A 300-nucleotide genomic window follows, 5' to 3' on the forward strand; every position below is an offset into this window, starting at 1 on the left:
TGTACCTGTAACTACTTCATTATTAAACTTGTAACCTGTTTCTAATCGTACATTCGTTAACCAATACGCATTTTGCATTTCCATCATCCACTCAAACAAGATTATTTATAGCCGTTTTTTCCAAACTACCAGCAACAACATTGCCTTGATATAAAACCGCACAGCGCTCTGTTTGTCTTGCTACTACCACGGCTGAACATGATGCTTCTGTAAAGACGATATTTGCTTCATCCCCAATTTTTGGCCATTGACGATTTCCTCGATCATCTAATATAGATTTCCCACCCGTAATAAACTGAA

General features: G+C 37.7%; 1 pseudogene. It reads right to left on the reverse strand.

Going from position 1 to position 300, the window contains the following annotated elements:
* Nucleotides 1-91 precede the first annotated feature (91 nt).
* A pseudogene (locus K5S59_RS29855) lies at nt 92-300 on the reverse strand (deaminase); the annotation flags it as partial.

Origin of the sequence: Bacillus sp. BML-BC051 (genome assembly GCF_019656175.1) — a bacterium.
GTDB lineage: Bacteria > Bacillota > Bacilli > Bacillales > Bacillaceae_G > Bacillus_A > Bacillus_A mobilis.